At 64.0% G+C, this 17,558-nt stretch carries 15 protein-coding genes; 4 read left to right on the forward strand and 11 right to left on the reverse strand.

Annotated elements, in window-relative coordinates:
* Positions 1-99: 99 nt before the first annotated feature.
* Positions 100-654, reverse strand: a complete 555-nt coding sequence (rsmD, locus tag AAFN84_RS08160) for a 16S rRNA (guanine(966)-N(2))-methyltransferase RsmD (RefSeq protein WP_347514068.1) — start codon at positions 652-654, stop codon at positions 100-102.
* Position 655: 1 nt separating this feature from the next.
* On the reverse strand, positions 656-2,404 hold the full coding sequence (locus AAFN84_RS08165) for a pseudouridine synthase (RefSeq protein ID WP_347514069.1): 1,749 nt from the start codon (positions 2,402-2,404) through the stop codon (positions 656-658).
* A gap of 78 nt (positions 2,405-2,482) precedes the next feature.
* Here AAFN84_RS08165 and AAFN84_RS08170 point away from each other — a divergent pair, with 78 nt between their 5' ends.
* Positions 2,483-2,929 carry a nucleoside deaminase gene (locus tag AAFN84_RS08170; protein WP_347514070.1) on the forward strand — a complete coding sequence of 149 codons (447 nt, stop codon included), beginning with the start codon at positions 2,483-2,485 and terminating at the stop codon, positions 2,927-2,929.
* 12 nt (positions 2,930-2,941) lie between these two features.
* Here the strand turns inward: AAFN84_RS08170 and AAFN84_RS08175 are convergent, their stop codons facing one another.
* From AAFN84_RS08175 to AAFN84_RS08195, 5 genes are all read right to left on the reverse strand, one after another.
* The gene (locus tag AAFN84_RS08175; RefSeq protein ID WP_347515079.1) at positions 2,942-3,520 is read right to left on the reverse strand and encodes a hypothetical protein; all 579 of its coding nucleotides are present in this window, start codon (positions 3,518-3,520) and stop codon (positions 2,942-2,944) included.
* A 257-nt stretch (positions 3,521-3,777) separates the two neighbouring features.
* A complete protein-coding gene (gene ileS / locus AAFN84_RS08180) occupies positions 3,778-6,786 on the reverse strand; it encodes an isoleucine--tRNA ligase (RefSeq protein WP_347514071.1) in 3,009 nt (1,002 codons plus the stop codon).
* 239 nt (positions 6,787-7,025) lie between these two features.
* Positions 7,026-8,033 carry a MipA/OmpV family protein gene (locus AAFN84_RS08185; protein WP_347514072.1) on the reverse strand — a complete coding sequence of 336 codons (1,008 nt, stop codon included), beginning with the start codon at positions 8,031-8,033 and terminating at the stop codon, positions 7,026-7,028.
* A gap of 96 nt (positions 8,034-8,129) precedes the next feature.
* Positions 8,130-9,125, reverse strand: coding sequence for a bifunctional riboflavin kinase/FAD synthetase (locus AAFN84_RS08190; protein ID WP_347514073.1), 996 nt, complete (start codon positions 9,123-9,125; stop codon positions 8,130-8,132).
* Between the two features lie 4 nt (positions 9,126-9,129).
* Positions 9,130-9,981 (reverse strand): TIGR01459 family HAD-type hydrolase, encoded by an 852-nt coding sequence (locus AAFN84_RS08195; protein ID WP_347514074.1) that lies wholly within the window; start codon positions 9,979-9,981, stop codon positions 9,130-9,132.
* A 214-nt stretch (positions 9,982-10,195) separates the two neighbouring features.
* Here AAFN84_RS08195 and AAFN84_RS08200 point away from each other — a divergent pair, with 214 nt between their 5' ends.
* Positions 10,196-12,130 carry a pilus assembly protein TadG-related protein gene (locus AAFN84_RS08200; RefSeq protein ID WP_347514075.1) on the forward strand — a complete coding sequence of 645 codons (1,935 nt, stop codon included), beginning with the start codon at positions 10,196-10,198 and terminating at the stop codon, positions 12,128-12,130.
* A gap of 5 nt (positions 12,131-12,135) precedes the next feature.
* Here AAFN84_RS08200 and AAFN84_RS08205 read toward each other — a convergent pair whose 3' ends face one another.
* Positions 12,136-12,765, reverse strand: coding sequence for a DNA-3-methyladenine glycosylase I (locus AAFN84_RS08205; RefSeq protein ID WP_347514076.1), 630 nt, complete (start codon positions 12,763-12,765; stop codon positions 12,136-12,138).
* 201 nt (positions 12,766-12,966) lie between these two features.
* On the opposite strand from AAFN84_RS08205, the gene AAFN84_RS08210 reads away from it, so the two are divergent.
* Entirely contained in the window at positions 12,967-13,761 is a 795-nt protein-coding gene (locus AAFN84_RS08210; RefSeq protein WP_347514077.1) for a L,D-transpeptidase, read from the forward strand.
* Positions 13,762-13,861: 100 nt separating this feature from the next.
* On the opposite strand, the gene AAFN84_RS08215 is transcribed toward AAFN84_RS08210, so the two are convergent.
* Both AAFN84_RS08215 and AAFN84_RS08220 read right to left on the reverse strand, forming a co-directional pair.
* The gene (locus AAFN84_RS08215) at positions 13,862-14,161 is read right to left on the reverse strand and encodes a hypothetical protein (protein ID WP_347514078.1); all 300 of its coding nucleotides are present in this window, start codon (positions 14,159-14,161) and stop codon (positions 13,862-13,864) included.
* Between the two features lie 2 nt (positions 14,162-14,163).
* A complete protein-coding gene (locus tag AAFN84_RS08220) occupies positions 14,164-14,703 on the reverse strand; it encodes an XRE family transcriptional regulator (RefSeq protein WP_347514079.1) in 540 nt (179 codons plus the stop codon).
* Between the two features lie 173 nt (positions 14,704-14,876).
* Between AAFN84_RS08220 and AAFN84_RS08225 the strand changes: the two genes are divergently transcribed.
* Complete coding sequence (locus AAFN84_RS08225; RefSeq protein WP_347514080.1) at positions 14,877-16,730, forward strand: DUF87 domain-containing protein; 1,854 nt, start codon at positions 14,877-14,879, stop codon at positions 16,728-16,730.
* A gap of 16 nt (positions 16,731-16,746) precedes the next feature.
* On the opposite strand, the gene AAFN84_RS08230 is transcribed toward AAFN84_RS08225, so the two are convergent.
* On the reverse strand, positions 16,747-17,538 hold the full coding sequence (locus AAFN84_RS08230) for a GGDEF domain-containing protein (protein WP_347514081.1): 792 nt from the start codon (positions 17,536-17,538) through the stop codon (positions 16,747-16,749).
* Positions 17,539-17,558: the final 20 nt, after the last annotated feature.

Below are 17,558 nucleotides of genomic sequence, written 5' to 3' on the forward strand. Positions count from 1 at the left end.
TGATCCTTCTTCCAGGGAGTTCGACAGTTAGCGCGCCCAGCGACACTTGCAATCGAAACCCGATGACAAGCACGTCATCGGCCCGAACCGTGACGAAAGTCAGGCATGCGTGCAGAACGAAACACAGGTGTCGCCATATTCGCGTCGGTCCGCCAGCACGAGGCCCGATGGTGCCTGGAACGGCGAGGACGCCGCCTCTTCGACCACGATCAGCGCGCCCGGCCGGACCCATCCGCCAGCCAACGCACTCGCGATCGCGCGTTCTCCCAAGGCTTTGCCGTAGGGCGGATCGGCGAACACGAGATCGAACGGAATGACCGTGCCGACATGGCCGAGCATGGTGGCGTCGCGGCGGAATATCTTGGTCCTGCCCTGCAGTCCGAACGCCTCGACATTGTCGCGGATGAGGCCCCTGCCCTGGGCGGACTCCTCGATGAACACGCAGTGAGAGGCTCCACGCGAGAGGGCCTCGAGCCCGAGTGCGCCGGTGCCGGCGAACAGATCGAGCACGCGTCCGCCCTCAAGGTGCTCGCGATAGGCATGCGCGATGACGTTGAAGACCGCCTCGCGCGTCCTGTCGGATGTCGGTCTTATGCCATCGGAACGCGGCGACGCCAGCGGCCGGCCGCGCAACGCGCCCCCGACGATGCGCAACTCAGCGATCGCCGCGCGGCTTGCGCGGTCCCTTCGGTCCGGAACCCGGCTTCGAGCCGCCGCCCTTGCCGGCCGGACGGGGCTTACCGGCATAGCGACGCCCTTCGGTGCGCTCGGCAAGCGCCGCCGCCTTCTTCTCGCCCATCGGCCGCGCACCTGGCGCCATCCAGACATTGGCCGAGCGCGACCGCTGCTTCTCGGGCGCGCGTTCCTCGCGCTCGCCGGGTTTGCCGGGCTTGCCACCGAAACGCTTGTCCTTGTCGCCGAAAGACTTGGGCTTGTCCCGGTCACCGAAAGATTTCGGCTTGTCCTTGTCGCCATAGGGCTTGCCGCCGCGTTGCGGTTTCGTCTGCAGACGGCCCAGCGCATCCTCGCGCTTCGCCTCGCGTTCGCGCTTGCGATTGGGCCGCTCGCCCGGTGCATCCTCGCGGCGGGTCTGTTCGTTCGCCGCGACCGGCTTGTTGGAGAATTCGTTGATGATGGGCGCGTCGAAATTCGCGCCCGATTCCTCGATCAGCCGATCGCCAAGCTGGTCGCGCAGGAGCTTGCCCTTGAGTTCGCGCACCTCACCCTCGGCGAGTTCGCCAAGCTGGAACGGCCCGTAGGAAAGCCGGATGAGGCGCGTCACGTCGAGCCCCAGCGCGCCAAGGATGTTCTTGACCTCGCGGTTCTTGCCCTCACGCAGGCCGATCGTGAGCCAGGCATTCGAGCCCTGCTCGCGGTCGAGCGTCGCCTCGATCGCGCCGTAGAAGACGCCATCGACGGCAATGCCGTCCTTCAATCCTTCGAGGGCCTGCAATTCCACCTTGCCGTGGACGCGCACCCGGTAGCGACGGAGCCAGCCGGTGGCTGGCAGCTCGAGGACCCGCGACAGGCCGCCATCATTGGTCAGCAGCAGCAGACCCTCGGTATTAATGTCGAGGCGGCCGACGGTCATCAGGCGCGGCAGGCCCTTGGGCAGAATATCGAAGACCGTCCTGCGGCCCTCCGGGTCGCGATTGGTGGTGACCACGCCCGCAGGCTTGTGGAAGAGAAATAGCCGCGTCCGTTCGACGTCCGGGATCGGGCTGCCGTCGATCTCGATGCGGTCGCTGGCCGAGACGTTGATGGCCGGGGTGTCGAGCTTCTTGCCGTTCAGCGTCACGCGCCCGTCGGCGATCATCGCCTCCGCATCGCGGCGCGACGCCACGCCGGCGCGCGCCAGCCTGCGGGCGATGCGCTCGACATTATCGTCTGCGGCGGGTGCCGCACCGTCCTCGCGCTCGCGCTTGCCCGGCCGAAATGCCGGGCGCGCCTCTTCTTCACGCTTGCGGTAGGGCTTTCTCTCGCCATCCGGCTTGGCATAGGGCTTGCGATCCGCGCCCTCGCGCGCACGGAACGGCTTCTTCTCGCCATCGGACTGGACGTAAGGTCGGCTTTCGCCGTCCGGCCGCTTGCGAAACGTTTTCTCGCCGCCGGGGTCGACCTTCCTGCCGGCAGGGCCGTCTTCGCGTGGGCGGAACGGTCTCTTTTCGCCGTCCGGCCTGACAAACGGCTTGCGGTCGCCTTCTTCACGCTTTCGGAACGGCCTCTTGTCGCCGTCAGCCTTCGCGAACGGCTTTCGATCTCCATCCTCGCGCTTGCGGAAGGGCTTCTTTTCGCCTTGCGCCTTCGGGCCGGAAAACGCCTTCTTTGCAGGCGCACCCTCCGGCCGCTTGCCCGGACCGCGTCCTGCGCCACCGCGCGGCGTTCTCTTTGTGTCGTCGTCCATGTGGAAATCGCCCTTTAGCGCGCGTAACTATCAGACCCCATTGGGCCTTGCGAGAAAAATGTCTATGTCGAAATACGCATGAAAACGTCCCCCTTCATGGAAGCCGCCTTCAAAGAGGCCGAAGCCGCCGGCAAGCGTGGCGAGGTCCCGATCGGTGCCGTGATCGTCCGCGACGGCGTCGTTGTCGCCGCGGCGGGCAACCGCACGCGCGAATTGAACGATCCGACCGCGCATGCCGAGATACTGGCAATCCGCGAGGCCTGCCGCCTTTCGCAGAGCGAGCGTCTGCCGCAAGCCGATGTCTACGTGACGCTGGAACCCTGCCCGATGTGCGCCGCGGCGATTTCCTTCGCCCGCATTCGCAGGCTCTATTTCGGCGCGACGGATGAAAAAGGCGGAGCCGTGGTGAGCGGCGGGCGCTATTTTCACCAGCCGACATGCCACCATGCGCCCGACATCTACCCCGGCATCGCCGATGTCCGGTCGTCGGACCTTCTCAGAACTTTCTTCAGGGAAAGGCGCTGACGCTCCAGCGCCTCAAAGCCAGGGTACGAAATCGCGCCAGGTGCGGTCACCGCTTGCCTTCTGGCGCTGACGTTCCTTCTGCCACTCGTCGACGCCGAGTTCGCCGGCAGCGGCGGTCTCGGCCGGCTGGCGATAGTCGACCGGCGGTTCGCTGAGGTAGCGGCGCTTGTTCGAGTCGCCTTGATTGAGCTGCCGCTGACGCTTCTCCATCTCGGCGCGCTGGGCATCGGTCATGCGCGCACCTTGCGAATTGCGCGCATCCGCGACTTCCGCCGCACTGCGGGCGGCAAAGCCACCGGAGGTGACCGGAGACTGATAGAGCGGGTTGTTCTGGTTGGCCGTGGCTTCGGCGCGGATGCGGGCACGGCGCTGCTCAGGCGCCTCGGGCCATGCCGGATTCTCTGCTGACGCCATGTCCTGCTGCGGCTCCGGCAGCACTTCAAGAGACGGTGGGCGCACGAGTTCGGGACGCGCGTTGTAGGCGACCTCCGGGGTGCGCGGGCCACCCGGACCGATCGCGAGCACGCCGGAAACGTCTTCCATGAGCTGCGCGCTGGCAGTCTTGCCCGTGCCGTAGGTGGGTGAGCTCATGCAGCCGGAAAGAAGCGCTCCGGCGCACGCAATGGTTACGCCGACGAAGAGCGGCGCGCGGCCACGCGTGGGAATGCGATCGATCTTCACTGCAACTTGCCTCTCACATATCGGGCGCAGTGCGCCTGAATTCGCACAATGTCTCGCCGGTAAATCCGGCGACAACAAGGCATTCGGATGCTCGCGCCTTGTACCGCAATTGCACAGGCGGGGCAATGATGACCAGCAAGAAGGCCACCATCGCCTATCGTGCCGACTCAGAGCCGGCCGATCGCCTGGAGTTCACGGAGCGCTGCTGCATCGCGCGCCGAGACGTCCGGGAACTCCGGGTCAGAGCCCACATCCGCTGTATAACGCCACGAGCGCGCACATTTCTGTCCGCCTGCCAATGCGGGAACCACACCCACGCCCTTCACGTCGTCGAGCTTGAAGGCGACTTCGGGGGCAGGCTCGGCCAAGATCGAGATATCGCTGACGATGCAGATCTCCGCCATGTCGACATCGGCGATGGCAGCGCGAAGCTCGGCATCGGTGACGTGCACGATTGGAGCCGCTTCCAGCGACGAGCCGATGCGCTTTTCCCGCCGCTCGATTTCGAGCGCGCCGGTGACCACGCGGCGCACATGGCGCACCTTGCGCCACTTGGCAGCAAGCGCTTCGTCCTTCCAGTCGGCGGGAATGGCGGGAAACTGCTCGAGATGCACGGAACTGGCTTCCGGATAGCGCGACAGCCAGGATTCTTCCATCGTGAACGGCAGCATCGGTGCCAGCCAGGTGACGAGGCTGTCGAACAGGCGGCGGACGACGACGATCGCAGCCTTCCGCTTGAGGCTTGACGGCGCGTCGCAATAGAGCGCGTCCTTGCGTACGTCGAAGTAGAACGCCGACAGTTCCACCACCATGAAATCGATCAGGGTGCGGGTGACGCGCTTGAAATCGAAGGCGTCGTATCCCTTGCGCACGACCTCGTCGAGTTCAGCGAGACGATGGAGCATGAGCCGCTCCAGCTCCGGCATGTCGGCGACCGCCATCTCCTCGCCCTGGTCATGGGCGAGCGTGCCGAGCATCCAGCGGATGGTGTTGCGCAGCTTGCGGTAGGCATCGATGTTGGTCTGCAGGACGTTCTTGCCCAGCCGCTGGTCTTCCCAATAGTCGGTCGTCATCACCCACAGGCGCAGGATGTCGGCGCCGGACTGTTTCATCACGTCCTGAGGCACCACTGTGTTGCCGAGCGACTTCGACATCTTGCGGCCGTCCTCGTCCATGGTGAAGCCATGGGTGATGACCGCATTGTAGGGCGCGCGGCCACGCGTGCCGCAGCTTTCCAGCAGGGAGGAGTGGAACCAGCCGCGATGCTGGTCGGAGCCTTCGAGATAGACGTCAGCAGGCCATTTAAGGTCCGGCCGGTCCTCCAGCGTGAAGGCATGGGTGGAGCCGGAATCGAACCAGACATCGAGAATGTCGGTGACCATCTTCCACGGCTCGTTGGCACGTGAGCCGAGGAAGCGCTCGCGCGCGCCTTCGGCAAACCACGCGTCGGCGCCCTCGGCCTCGAACGCCTCGACGATGCGGGCGTTGACGGCCTCGTCCTTCAGCACCTCGCCTTCCTCATCGGCAAAGACGCAGATGGGCACGCCCCACGCACGCTGGCGCGACAGGACCCAGTCGGGGCGGTCCTCGATCATCGCGCGCAGACGCGCCTGGCCCGCCGCCGGTACGAAGCGCGTGTCGTCGATGGCCTTGAGGGCACGGCTGCGCAGGGTGGTGTCGTCGCCAAGGTCCTTGTCCATGTAGACGAACCATTGCGGCGTGTTGCGGAAGATCACCGGCTTCTTGGAGCGCCACGAATGCGGGTAGGAGTGCTTGAGACGGCCCCGCGCAAACAGCGCATCGGCCGCGATCAGCGCCTCGATGACCGCCTTGTTGGCGTCGCCCTTCTTGCCGTTGTCGTCGATCACGCGGGCAGCGCCACCCTCGCGGTCCGGCCCGAAGCCCGGCGCATCCCTGGTCAGGAATCCGCCATCGTCGACGGTGAACGGGATGCGCGTGTCGATGCCGCGCGCCGCCAGTTCCTTGCCCATATCCATCCAGGCGTCGAAATCCTCGCGGCCATGGCCCGGCGCGGTGTGGACGAAGCCTGTGCCGGCATCATCGGTCACGTGGTCACCGGCCAGCATCGGCACGGCGAACTCGTAGCCGCCACCGTGACCCTTGAGCGGGTGGGCAAGCGTGATTGAGGCGAGTTCGTCGGCCGTGACGTGGCCCAGTCGCTTGTATTCCAGCTTCGCCTTGGCAAAGGACTCTTCCGCCAGCGCATCGGCGAAGATCAGCTTTTCGCCCGGCTTCGGGCCGAAATCGTTCTCGGCCGCCGTCACCTCATAGAGGCCGTAGGAGATGCGCGGCGAATAGGCGACGGCGCGGTTGCCGGGGATGGTCCACGGCGTGGTCGTCCAGATGACGACATAGGCATCCGCAAGACTTTCTCGATCCACAACCAGATCTGAGACGTCGTTCTGATTTGCTACTGTTCGACTGATATTCGCGTCAAACGCCGGATGATACTGTGAGGGCCGGAGTTCATCATCAACTCTGGCCACCGGAAACTTCGCCCAGATCGTGTCGCTCTCGTAGTCGTGGTACTCAACCTCGGCCTCGGCCAGCGCGGTGCGCTCGACCACCGACCACATCACCGGCTTCGATCCGCGATAGAGCTGGCCGGACATCGCGAACTTCAGCAATTCGCCGGCGATGCGCGCCTCGGCGTGGAAGTTCATCGTGGTGTACGGGTTGTCGAAGTCGCCTTCGACGCCGAGCCTCTTGAACTCGTCGGTCTGCACGTTGATCCAGTGCTGGGCGAAGTCGCGGCATTCCTGGCGGAATTCGTTGACCGGCACCTCGTCCTTGTTCTTGCCTTTGGCGCGGTACTGCTCCTCGATCTTCCACTCGATCGGCAGGCCGTGGCAGTCCCAGCCGGGCACGTAATTGGAGTCGTAGCCGCGCATCTGGAACGAGCGGGTGATGACGTCCTTCAAGATCTTGTTGAGCGCGTGGCCAATGTGGATGTTGCCGTTGGCGTAGGGTGGGCCGTCATGCAGCACATAGAGCGGCCGGCCGGAGGCACTCTCGCGCAGCTTCTTGTAGAGCTTCATGTCCTGCCAGCGCTGGACGAGCTGCGGCTCCTTGTCGGGAAGGCCGGCGCGCATCGGAAAATCCGTCTGCGGCAGGTAGAGCGTCTTGGAATAGTCGATCTTGTCGGCGGTGGTCATCGGTCTCGTCGCATCGTCGGCCCGGAGGGGAGAACACGCCGGGCAAGGTTTGGAAAACAGGCGAAGTCGCGCGCGGGCCGGAGCGGCGCGCGATAATTCCCGGACCTTCCGGCAGCCAATCAGGCCGCCCGGAAGGCCGGGCCAATAATTCGTATCGAGATCGCGATGCAGAATGCGCGCTGTGTCATGGCCGCGCTTTTAGCCGAGCAAAGCCGCGGAATAAAGAGCAAATGCGCCGTTCAACGCAGCGAGAAGTCGAAGCGGTAGGTTGCAGACGCCCCGACCGTGAACTGGTTTCTCGAGCCCCGTTCCTCGACCAGCGAGGAATCGGCTGCCGGTCCCATCAGCCGCGAATATTCGGCAAAGACGCTGGTGTCGATCACATCCGTTGCTTTCCAGGTGACCGCGCCGCCGGCGCCGACAGACTTGATGCCGCTATCAGGCGTGTAGGGGCTCAGGCCCGAAGCCACCGATTCAGCGGCGTCAACGCCGTAATAGGCCTCGTAATAGCCTTCCGACGCCCACGTGGCGCGCGGGCCGCCGGAAAGCCGGACGGTATCAGTGATATCAAAGAAGGCATCTGCCGAGAGGTCTGCGACGATGCCGTCATGGGAGTTGATGCCATGGCGAAGTTCGGCGCGCACGCGCACGAATTCCGTGGGATAGACCTCGACGAACCCGCCGAGTTCGCCACCGAACTCCACTTCCGACAGACCGACGATGTCATCATGGTCGTCGTCGCGACCGAAGATCAGCTTGGCCGCGGGACCGGCGCGGAACGCCCCGGTGTCGATGAGCCCCAATGCGATGTTGTCGTTGCGCGACGAAAAACGCGCCGCCTTGCCATGCTTGCCGAGCGAAATCATCGGCTGGAAGAGGAACTCGCCACCCGAAGCGCCTTCGAATTTCGGTGCATACAACACCGCGCCGCCGACCTTGAGGTACCAGTCGCCCGAAAGCCAGCCCAGCGGTCCGCCGGATGATGCGGGCTCTTCCTGATAGCCGTAGTCCGGCTGGGACGCGCCGTAGTCGTAGGTTTGTTGCGGCTGGGCGTAAGTGTCGGCCGGTGCCGCCTGCGCCATGGTCTGCGAAGACTGGCCCTGTGGCTGCATGTCGTCGGCAAGCTGCTGCGATGACGCAACCGGCGGGAGGTAGCCGCCCTGCTGTTCATAGCTCTGGGCTATGCCCGTTGCCGTTGCCGAAACCAACGCAATTGCCGTTGCAACGATCGTGCCCGTGCGAGCCATACTGATTCCTACCTTTACGCAGCCTTATACTCGGCCATCCTGGCCAATGTGGCAAGTCACGGTAAAGTTTGCATTAAATGCAAGCCTCGGCCGTGCTCACGCCTGATCGAACGTCATCCTGGCATCGAGCGGCGAAAGCGGCTGCGCACCAGCCAGTATCGCACGGGATTCAGCCTCATCGCGCTTCATCTGGGCAACCAGCGGATCCAGCCCCTCGAACTTCTCTTCACCACGCAGAAACCCGAAGAACGAGACCGAACACGTTTCGCCGTAGAGGTCTTCGGAGAAATCAAACACGAACGTCTCCAGCAGCGGATCTCCGTCGTCGTCGACGGTCGGCCGCCGGCCGAAGCTCGCCACCCCGTCATGCAAGGTTCCGTCCCCGCGCCGCAACCTGACAGCATAGATGCCATGCCTCAACGCAGCGGCTGCCGGAAGCTTCATGTTGGCTGTAGGGAAGCCCAGTTCCCGGCCGAGCTTCTTGCCGTGCACGATTTCGGCCTCGACCGTGAAGCGATAGCCAAGCAGGCCCGCCGCCTCGGCCACCTCGCCTCCGGCAAGTACACGCCGGATGCGGCTGGACGAAACGATCTCGGCGCCTTCGTCGCGAAAGGCGTCGACCAGGGTGACCCCGAAGCCGAGCCGCTCGCCGGCTTCCATGAGATAGGCCGGACCGCCCTGGCGGTTCTTGCCAAAGTGAAAGTCGAAGCCGGTGACGACATGGCTGATTCCGAGGTTCTCGACGAGAACGCGTCGAACGAAATCCTCCGCACTCTGCCCGGCAAAGTCGCGGTCGAACTGTTGCTCCACCACCGCCTCGAAGCCCAGCGCCTGCAGAAGCCGCGCGCGGACCGGCGCCGTGGTGATGCGGAACAGTGGCACATCGGGCTGGAATACCGTCCGTGGATGCGGCTCGAAGGTGAGGACAAGCGCCGGCACGCCACGACGGTCGGCCTCGGCCAGCGCACGCTCGAGCACCGTCTGGTGACCGCGATGCACGCCGTCGAAATTGCCGATCGCGACGACGCCACCACGACACGCGGATGGCAGACTGCTCGAGCTGGCAATACGCTGGATGGACATGCGCGGCATCGGACTACCGTAGACGTGGAATGACAGCCACCGGGCCGTAGCCGTGCTTTTCCAGGAAGGCGGCAAGCTTGCCCGGCTCCGGCGCATGGGCCTCGCCAAACTCGGCGGCATGGATGCCCGCCGAGACGAACAACACGTCGAACCCGTTGTCGGAAGCGCCCTTGATGTCGGTGAGAACCCCGTCGCCGATGGCCAGAATGTCTTTCTTGGCGACATCGCGTCCGAGCACGCCTTGCGCGGCCCGCATCGCCGCCTCGTAGATCGGTCGGTGCGGCTTGCCGGCGATGCGGGTGCGGCCGCCAAGCTGGGCGTAGTCACGCGCGATCGCGCCGGCACACCAGATCAGCCTGTCGCCGCGCTCCACGACGATATCGGGATTGGCGCAGATGAATGGCAGGTCGCGCGCGCGCAGGCGCATGAGCAGTTCAGCATAGTCTTCCGGCGTCTCCGCCTCGTCGTCGTAGAGCCCGGTGCAGACGACGGCCTGGGCCTCGAATTCCTCGGCGAGTTCGACGTCCAGTTCGTCATAGAGCATCATGTCGCGGTCGGGACCGATATGCAGGATACGGCGGGACCCGTCCCGTATCAGATCGCGCGTCACGTCTCCGGACGTGACGATGGCATCCCAGCAGTCGCGCGCGACGCCGATCGCCGCCAGTTGCTCAATCACCCCGGCGCTCGGCCTTGGAGCGTTGGTGATCAGCACCACGGCAATGCCGCGGGCGCGCGCCCGCCGCAGTGCATCGACCGCCGGCTCGAACGGATGGACGCCGTTGTGGACCACGCCCCAGACATCGCTGAAGATCGCGGCGTACCCGTCGGCGATGCTGTCGAGCGTATCGATCATGTTCGGCATGAAGTGACCATCCGGGTGTCAGAGCGGCGAAAACAGCGGGCGACCGGCAATTAACCGAAGCAGGCCGCCCTGTCACGAGCTTTCAGGACGGGCCGCCGCCCACGAACGTGGTTAGCAAAGGGTTTACAAAACGGCTGGCATTCGAGCGGCTCGTTCAACGGGCCCTTAGAGTCTTTGTGAAAAAATCGCGTTTTCTGGGCTCAGGGGCGCTTTCATGATCCGCAGATTCCTGCGCGATACTGCAGGCACTTACGCAATCGCGATGACCGTCGCGCTCGTGCCGATCATGGGCGGGCTGGCGCTCGCGCTCGACTACAGCGAACTGACGCGCCAGAAGCAGGCGACACTCAACGCGCTCGATGCGGCGGCAATCGCAACGGCCCGCGAACTCGTCAGCGGGGCGGATGAAGAAGCGGTCATCGCCTATGCACGCAAGTTCTTCGATGCCAATCTCGGGCCGGTCGATCCGGCCGACGCCGAACTGTTCGTCACGCTGCCCACCACCGAAGTCGGCGGCGGCACGCTGAAACTTTCCGCCGAACTCGTCTACCAGCCCCATTTCCTGCCTGCCTTCCGCGGGCTGATGGGCAAGACCGTCGACGACGGCGATCGCGAGATCGCCTTCGGAACCAGCAGCGAAGTGCGGCTGAAGAACACCCTGGAAGTGGCCCTGGTGCTCGATAATTCGGGCTCGATGGACTATCTCGGCTCCGGCTCGGGCGAAAAACGGCTGGCGCTGCTGAAGGATGCCGCCAAGCAGCTCGTCGAGACGATCGCCCTGCAGGCGCAGCAGATGAAGCAGGTGGAAAAGCCGGTCCAGTTCTCGCTGGTTCCGTTTGCCGCCTCCGTCAATGTCGGTCCTTACAATGACGGCGCGACCTGGATGGACCTCGACGGCAAGTCTCCCGTGCATCACGAGAATTTCGACTGGACCACCCTGACCGACCCGGACAAGACCGCAGAGAATATCGGTGGGGTCTGGCGCAAGGTCGGCGTCGGCTGGGAAGAGGCTGAAGGCCAGGCGCTGACGCGGTTCTCGCTCTTTCGCGACATGACGAAGGTCGCGTCTCGCGAGTGGGTGGCGACCGGTACAGAATGGGTGTGCAGCGACTACGACTGGCGGAACCGATGCGACGACTATGAAGAAGTGGAGACCGGATATTACGAGGCAACGTCCTACAGCCAATATGCAAGCTGGCAGGGTTGCGTCGAAGCCCGTTCGCATCCCTACAACGTGAACGGCGCTCCTGCCTCTGCGACCGACCCGGCCTCGTTGTTCGTGCCCATGTTTGCGCCCGACGAGCCTGGCGACATTTGGGAATCGGAAACGACACCCGATCCAGAGAACTACCAAGCCGCCAACAACTGGTGGAACGACGAGATCGATGACAGCCGACGGACGCAACTGCGCAACGCAGCGAAATATTTCGAGGTCCGCCCCTATGAGGCATCGTCCAAGCAAGGCGTCGGGCCGAATTATTCCTGCACCACCCGCCCGCTGACGCCGCTGACCGACGTCACCGAGGAGGGCGGGCTCACCACCATCGAGACGGCCATTGACGAGATGCAGGCAAATGGCGGCACAAACGTGCCCGAAGGCATCGCATGGGGCTGGCACACCGTTTCGAGCGGCGAGCCCTTCGGCGGCTCACGCGCGGAGAGCGAACGCGGCAACGACAAGGTCGTGATCGTGCTCACCGATGGCGAGAACACCTACTACACTCCGAGCTCACTGGGCTATTCGGATCCGGCCAGCATGCGCTCGACCTATTCCGCCCATGGCTACCTTCAACCGGGCTACGATAGCACGGGCGTTGGACGCCTGTATCTCGGCACCTCGATCAATGGCGTCTATTCCAATTCCAACTATACCAAGGCCATGAACGAGCACATGGCGGAGCTGTGCGAGAACGCCAAGGAGGCGGGGATTATCATCATGTCGGTGGCGCTTGACCTCAACGCTTCGAATTCGTCGCAAGCGACCGCCATCAGCGCCCTGCGAACTTGCGCGTCGGATTCGCGGTTTCGCAAGGATCCGGACGACCATACGAAACCCGCCAAGCTGTTCTGGAACGCGACCGGCGCGACGCTCTCCGACAACTTCAAGGAAATCGCCGACGAACTGTCCAACCTCCGGATCGTCAAGTAGGCGGCCTATGCCGGCCGCGCCAGGGATGCCCGGGCCATCTCGATCCGCTCACGGCAAAAGCAGCCCTCCAGGTGATCGTTGACGAGGCCCATGGCCTGCATGAACGCATAGACCGTCGTCGGACCGACGAAGCTCCAGCCCCGCTTCTTCAGGTCTTTCGAGATGCGCGTCGACGTCTCCGTTTTCGGCATCGCGCGCAGCGCGGCGATATCCATCGTCTGCGGCCGCTGGTCGGGCGCCGGCTCGAACGACCAGAAGTACCGGGCAAGCGAGCCGTTCTCGTCGGCCAGTTCGACAGCGCGCCGCGCATTGTTGTAGACCGACGCGATCTTGCCACGGTGGCGTATGATGCCCGCGTCAAGAAGATGCGCCTCGATGGCCGTGGCTTCCTCAACCCTAGCAAGCGCACGGAAATCGAATCCATTGAACGCGGCACGGAAGTTCTCGCGCTTGCGCAGGATCGTCAGCCACGAAAGACCGGCCTGAAAGCCTTCGAGGCAGAGTTTCTCGAAGAGGCGAACGTCGTCGGTGACGGGATTGCCCCACTCCTCATCGTGGTAGCGCAGATAGTCCGGCAGATTGCCATGCCATGCACAGCGGATGACGCCGTCGGGTCCCGTCAGCAGGCCGTTCATCGCATTCTCTCCGGTAACCGCATCTTCACCATGCCGCTCAACTCGGCGCTAACCACACCAAACGGTTTATGCGTTGGTTCGCATTTTATGGAAATGCGTTCACTCTTTTTCCGCCGCCGCTGCCGACAATTCCCGCCAGAACGAGCGGTCCGCCACCCGGTTTGCCGCTGCGTTGCCGACGAAACGTAGGAAGTACGTCACATGAAGACCATCTCGCTGCTGCTCGGCTCGGCGGTCCTGGCGCTTGCCGCGTCCCAGGGCGCCTGGGCGCAGGATCGCTATCGCGAGAGGCCGCCCCTTGTGGTGAGCCCCGACCTCTCCGCGCCATGGGTGATGCAACTGCAGCGCGCGCCGGTAGGCCAGCGCGCTCACGTCGTGCCCAACGGGTTGCCGGGCATGCGTGTCGGCATCATGCCCGAACCGGTGGTGCGCAACCGCCAGCGCGCCGCCCCTCCCCCGGTCATCTTCCGCGAGCGTGCACCCGACGGGCTGCAGACCGCGGCGGTTCCCAGTGCGCCGCGTGGTGCGGCGCCTGGGCTCGACCCGAAATTCCTGCCGCAGATCGTCGCCTATGATGGCCCGCATTCGGCTGGAACCATCGTCATCGACACACGCGAAAACCTTCTCTACCTCGTCGAGGCCGGTGGCCAGGCGCGCCGCTACGGCGTCGGCACGGGCAAGCCGGGCTTCGAATGGGCCGGCATGCACAAGGTGACCCGCAAGGCCGAATGGCCGGACTGGCGGCCACCGGCGGAAATGATCGCGCGTGAACGCAAGAAGGGACGCGTGCTGCCTGCCCACATGCAGGGTGGCCCGGCCAATCCGCTGGGCGCACGCGCGCTCTATCTCGGCTCGACTCTCTATCGCATCCACGGCACCAACCAGCCGGAAACGATCGGCCGCGCCGTTTCATCGGGTTGCATCCGCATGCGCAATGACGATGTCATCGATCTCTACAATCGCGTGCCGGTTGGCGCTAAGGTGGTCGTGATCTGAGTCCCGGAGAGGGACGGCCGATCCTCGGGGACAGGCTTGGCCAAAAGCAAGGGCGGCGCGATTTTTTCGATCGTGCCGCCCTTCTTCGCATGCAAAAAGCCTATCTTCGCCGCCGCTTTCGCCGTGCCGCCTTGATCGCGGCAATGCGATCCGTGTCCTCTGCCTGAAGGAAGCGGCCGCGCTCGAGCAGTTCGAGCGTATATTCCTCATAAGTCAGTCCGAGGCGTTCCGCGCGCTCCAGCCGCATCAACGCGATCTGCGGCGGAATGGACTTCCATGCCGCGTCGACCGCCTTCTTCCATTGCAAGAACCGATGCGGATCGCCCTTGCCCCAGGGCGGGCCCTCATAGTCGTCGAGCGGTGGACCGCCATTGTCCCCGATACGCGTGCGCCGTGCCATTCCTATCTCCGCAGCACGGCGACGAGATATTCGGCCGGCGACGGGCCGGGCGCATGAAACCGGCAGTCGGCCGGCGATCCCAGCAAAAGGCAATCGCCCGCCTGCAGTTCATGGACGACGTCCCCTTCGGCAAAGTCCAACCGACCCGATACCACCCAGATCTGCTGGGTGATGAAGGTGTAGGACGAGGCGGGAAACGAAACCGTGGCGCCCGCCGGCAGCTTTACGTGGATCAGTTCGAGCGGCGTGCCACCGGACGGTGACAGATGACGACGGACATAACCGGTTGCCGGGTCTTTCCATTGCGGCTGCTCATCGACACGACGGACCGTGCCCGTGCCGCCTTCTGCGCGGGCAATCAGCGCCGACAACGTCATCGGAAACGACGCCGCGACGCGCACCAGCAATTCCGCGGTGGGGCTGGATTCGCCACGCTCGATCTTGCTCAGCATCGCCTTGGACACGCCGGAGCGCGTCGCGAGTTCCTCCAGCGTCCACCCCCGCGCGCCACGTTCCAGCCTGATCCGCGATCCGATTTCCATGCTGTTTCCTAAAATGGATTATCAGCCAATATATGAGAAAGCATTTGCCTGCAACCAGTGCCATCATAACGTTTCGAAGGATCGCCTTAAGGTCGCATCAACCATGCGCCATCACGCCGCCTTAACCCCACATCGCTACCATTTGGGTCGAACCGGGGGGTGGAAGGAACTTGATGTTTGTTGAACGCGCTGAAATCGGCGAATCGACCAACCAGGAACGGCGTGACGGGTCCCAGTCCGATACCCGCGTGCTTGGCCGTGTGGTCCAATGCGACGGTGCGCGTGCAACACTGTCGGCTTATGCGGGAGACGGCACGCCAGCCACGCGCGGCCTCTGGACTGTCGGGCGCATGGTCTCGATCAATCTCGGCACTATCCGCACGGTCGGGCTGGTCTATCGTATCGAGACACCGGTTCAGACCTGGACCGAGGATGGCATCAACCAGATCAACGTTCACGTCGAGCTGATCGGCGAAGTACGGGACACGGAAGACGGCAAGCCGGTCTTCGATCGCGGCATCACCAGCTACCCGCATATCGGCGCAATCGCGCACAGGATCAGGTCGCGCGACCTCGAGGCGGTCTACGACCTTTCGGGTCGCCGTGCGCTGACTGTCGGGACGCTGTCGCAGGACGAAAGCATAGAGGCGCGCATCGCCATCGACGATACGCTCAATCGTCATTTCGCGGTGGTGGGGACGACCGGCGTGGGCAAGTCGACCGCCGTGTCGCTGCTGCTGCGCAAGGCGATCGCGGCACGACCGGACCTGCGCGTTCTGATCCTAGACCCGCACAACGAATTTTCCAGCGCCTTCCCGGAGCACGCGATCCGTGTGAATTCGCATACGCTCGACTTGCCGTTCTGGCTTTTCCGACTGGAGGAACTGGTCGAGGTGCTCTATCGCGGCCGCGACCCGATCCCCGAGGAAGTGGACCTCCTGCGAGACCTCGTGCCGCTGGCCAAGCAGAGCTATCGCACGCCGAGCAACGGCACGCTGATGCGGCGTTCCTCCGACATCAACGGAATCACCGCTGACACGCCCGTGCCATACCGCATGGCCGACGTGATCAAGACCATCGACGATCGCATGGGCATGCTGGAGACCAAGAACGACCGGCCGTTCTATCGCTCGCTGCGCATCCGCATCGAAGCAGCGGTCAGCGATCCGCGCTATCGCTTCATGTTCGCCTCGCGCATCATCGACGACAACATCCACGAGACGATCGGCACGATCTTCCGGGTGCCTCACCAGGGCAAGCCGATCACATGCTTCGAGCTGGCCGGGCTGCCCTCGGAAGTCGTCAATTCGGTATGCTCGGTTCTGGGACGGCTCGCCTTCGATCTGGCAATGAACAGTCACGGCCGCCTGAAGCTGCTGGTGCTGTGCGAGGAGGCGCACCGCTACATGCCGGCAGATCCGCGTCTCGGTTTCGCGCCGACGCGGCATGCACTGTCGCGCATCGCCAAGGAAGGCCGCAAATATGGCTGCTTCCTCGGCGTGGTGACGCAGCGGCCGGGCGAACTGGACCCGACTGTCCTGTCGCAATGCTCGACGGTGTTCGCCATGCGGCTGGCAAACGAACTGGACCAGGACATCATCCGGTCAGCAATCGCCGACTCGTCGGCATCCACCCTGACATTCCTGTCGTCGATGGGCCAGCGCGAAGCGATTGCCTTCGGTGAAGGCGTTGCGACGACGATGCGCCTCAAATTCGAGCACCAGGAAAAGGCACTGCTACCCGGATCAGGCCGCCCGCATGACGAGGACGACTTTGCGGCTGGCGACGACGGCGAGGTCGACATCGTCACGCTTGTCGAGAACCTTCGCAGCGTCGGACCGCACTCTGCCGCGCACTATCCTGCCGAACCCGATCGTTTCGCCGCCGCCTCGCGGCTGGGCGCGCCGGTCGATACTTACCGGCAGGCGGGAGAGCGTTCGCCGGCCAGCCATGGCGAACCGCAACCGGGCGATCGGCCCCTGCGACGGCGCTTCGACGACGAATCTTTCCGGCGGCTCTACGAATAGGCGCTCCGCCCTGCCCTCAGGCGCAGATGCGGTTTCGACCAAGCCGCTTGGCCTGATAAAGATGCTTGTCGGCGCGGCGGAAGAGCTCCTCCGCCGTCTCCTGGCCATCCCAGACCGCCACCCCGATGCTGGTCGTCACCTTCAACCGCACATTGCCAGAGACCACAACGAGACCCGAAACCGCCTTGCGGATGCGTTCGCCGAGTTTCGTCAGCAAGGTATCGTCCATGTTAGGTGCGACGATCGCAAATTCTTCGCCGCCCAGCCGGGCCACCACGTCATGATACCGCGTCATGTCCTTGAGGCAACCAGCCACCGCCTTGAGCACCTGGTCGCCGACGTCGTGGCCGTGGGTGTCGTTGACCATCTTGAAGTGGTCGAGATCGAGGATCATCAGGCCGACCGGTTTGCCGATCTTGCGAAATTCCTCGATGTATTCGCGCAGCGCATCGTCGAAAAAGCGCCGGTTCTGCATTCCCGTCAGACCATCGGTGAGCGCTGCATGTTCGAGGGTTTCGGATCGGGCACTGAGCGATTCCGTCATCGCGCGCAGCTTGCCTTCTTCCTTCACCTGGGTGCGGATCAGCGGATAGATGAAGAAGATGCCGAAGAACAGCGCGGTCGCCTGAAGGACGCCGGTGGCGAAGAGCAGCCTTGCGAACTGCCCGAGAACCTCCAGACGGCTCGCATGGTCGATGGCCTGAGCAGCAGAATCAATGGCTTCGTAGGCGTACACAATGAGCACGCCTGCCGCGAGGATGACGGTAATGAAGACAAAAAACGCCGACTCGGCTTTGTGAAACCGCATCTTCTCTCCCGGTGAATTCG

Source organism: Mesorhizobium sp. CAU 1741 (assembly GCF_039839275.1).
Taxonomy (GTDB): Bacteria; Pseudomonadota; Alphaproteobacteria; order Rhizobiales; family Rhizobiaceae; genus Aerobium.